This is a genomic window from Citrobacter sp. S46_ASV_140 (assembly GCF_018919545.1).
GTDB lineage: Bacteria > Pseudomonadota > Gammaproteobacteria > Enterobacterales > Enterobacteriaceae > Citrobacter > Citrobacter braakii.
Genome location: NZ_JAHLRC010000234.1, coordinates 1 through 2,415, shown reverse-complemented (window position 1 = coordinate 2,415; position 2,415 = coordinate 1). Strand labels below are relative to the sequence as shown.

The window sequence follows — 2,415 nt, the reverse complement described above, 5'->3', positions numbered from 1 at the left end:
GGTACATGCGTTCACCAGGGTTAAATGGATCGGCGATAAAGCGGCTCGCGGTTAGATCCGCTCGCCCCAGGTATCCTTGCGCCAGTTGGATCCCCGTCAGATAGAGATCACCTGCCACGCCAAAGGGCACCGGGCGCATCATGGCGTCCAGGATCCGTAAACAGGTATTCCATACCGGATAGCCAATCGGCACGCTATTGCCCGTTACGGCAGCGAGATCGTCCCCCCAGGCCGGATACCAGCTCACATCGACTGCCGCTTCCGTTGGCCCGTATAAATTGTGCAGTGGCGCATGAGTCAACTGTTCCCATTCGCGGCATAAATCTGCAGGTAAGGCTTCGCCGCTGCAGAATACCCGTTTCAGCGAGGCACAGCTCTCCCGCGCGGTTTCCGGCGTCAGTGAAGCAACAAAAGCGGCCAGCATAGAGGGAACAAAGTGCGTGGTCGTCACCCCTGACTGCGCAAAGAACTGCTGCATCGCCAGCGGATCGCGGTGCGCTTCAGGTTCTGCCATGACCAGTTTTGCCCCGGCAATAAACGGCCAGAAAAACTCCCATACCGAGACGTCAAAACTGCACGGCGTTTTTTGCGCCACCACATCATCCGCGGTCAGTGGATAGTGATTTTGCATCCACAGCAAACGGTTAACGATGGCTGTTTGCCCAACCATCACCCCTTTTGGTCTGCCGGTAGAACCGGAAGTAAAAATAATATAGGCCGTATGATTAGGTTGAGATAGCGCCAGCGGTGCAGCATCCTCTTCTGGCAGCGGCGCGTTGTAGCACAGACTTTCCAGCTCCGGAATATCGCTAAAGCGCGCCAGTTGCTCTTCGGTCGCGATCAACAATTTTGGCTTCGCGTCTTCGAGCATCATCCGCAGGCGATCGTCCGGGTATCCGGTATCCAATGGCAGCCAGGCGGCTCCCGCCTCAACAATACCGTGCAGCGCCAGCGTGAGGAACACGGAACGCGGTAATGCCACGGCAACGCTGTCACCAGGCTGTACGCCACGTTCGCGCAGGCGGCGCGCCAGCGCCACAACCTGTTGGCGCATTTCACGATAGCTAAACTGATAGCGGGCATCAGCCAGCGCCGGGGCATCCGGCGTTTTATCGGCCTGCTGTGCCACCAGCGCACTCAGCGTGGTGGACGGGATCGCCACGGTCGTGTCGTTAATCTTCGCCAGCCGCTCATGTTCTGTCGGCAACAGCATCCCGGCATCGCCGCAGCATAGCGACGGATTGTCGGCAAACTGCGCGATAAGCGCGGTTAAACGTGATGCATGTTGCGCCAGCGTCGTGGCATCGTAGCGCTGTTTATTGGCCAGGATTTCAATACTCAGCCCGCCGTTTTCATCCGGGAACAGCGCCAGCTCCAGATCGTTCACCGGACCTGTCGCCAACGTATGGGTTTGCGCCTGAACGCCAGGAATATTCAGTTGATAGTCGAATATTTTCACGTTCAGTACCGGGCCAAACAGCGGTTCGGCACCGGCTGCGCGCCCGCTGTCGCGAACAATTTGCTCAGCATCATATCGCTGATGTCGGCGCATTTTCTTCAACTGTGCGGCCAGTCGTTGGGCAAGTGCAGGCAAGCTTTCTGCCGCATTCAACTGCACGCCAAATGGCAGGACGTTTAAAACCGGTCCGGTGGACGTGAGCGCCGCCGACCCCATACGCCGCATAAAGATAAACCCGGCGGCATATTCCATTCGGCTGCATAAACGTCCGAGCCACAACGCCACCAGCGCAAGGGCCAGATCCGCACGCTGAACGTCTGGCATACGTGCCGCAAGCCGGCGAAACTCCCCTTCAGGCGCGGTTAACTTCAGACGAATAATATCCGCGCTGGCCGACCGCCCTGGCAGGGGTTTGTTAGACAGCGAAGCCGGAGGTGGGAGTTGCTTTCGCTGCTCGGTCCAGAAGGCGCCGTCGCGTTGCCAGGCATCGCTTTGCCGATACTGTTGATACTCTTCCACCACCTCAGAAAATGGCGTAAAAGGTGATTCCGGCGTGGGCTCGCCATGCAGCCATGCGCGGTAAATTGCGGCTATCTGGCGGGTAATGGCAGGGAAACTGAAGCCATCAACCAGCAGATGATGATAACGCTGATACCAATACCAACGCTTTTCTCCCACCTGAATGAGCAGGTGAAAAACCAGCGGCTTAGTGCCATCAGCACGGATGTCCTGCTGCAGGTCTGCCTGCATCAAGGCGCGCGCTGCCGCATGCGGATCGGATTTTTCGCGCAGATCGATAATTTCTGGTGGCGCAAAGGCAAGCGCAGAGTCTACCCATTGCCAGACCTCGCCGTTATCTTCGCTAAACCGCATCCTTAGAGTATCGGCCTGCTGCAGACCCGCCACTACCGCTTTCGCCAGCAACGGTGCGTCCAGTTCGCCGGTTAATTCTACGT

General features: G+C 57.7%; 1 protein-coding gene. It reads right to left on the bottom strand.

Annotation, left to right across the window (positions count from 1 at the left end; all coding sequences use genetic code 11):
* Positions 1-2,415: amino acid adenylation domain-containing protein (locus KQJ19_RS23270; RefSeq protein ID WP_216404252.1), on the bottom strand; the 2,415-nt coding region annotated here is incomplete at both ends.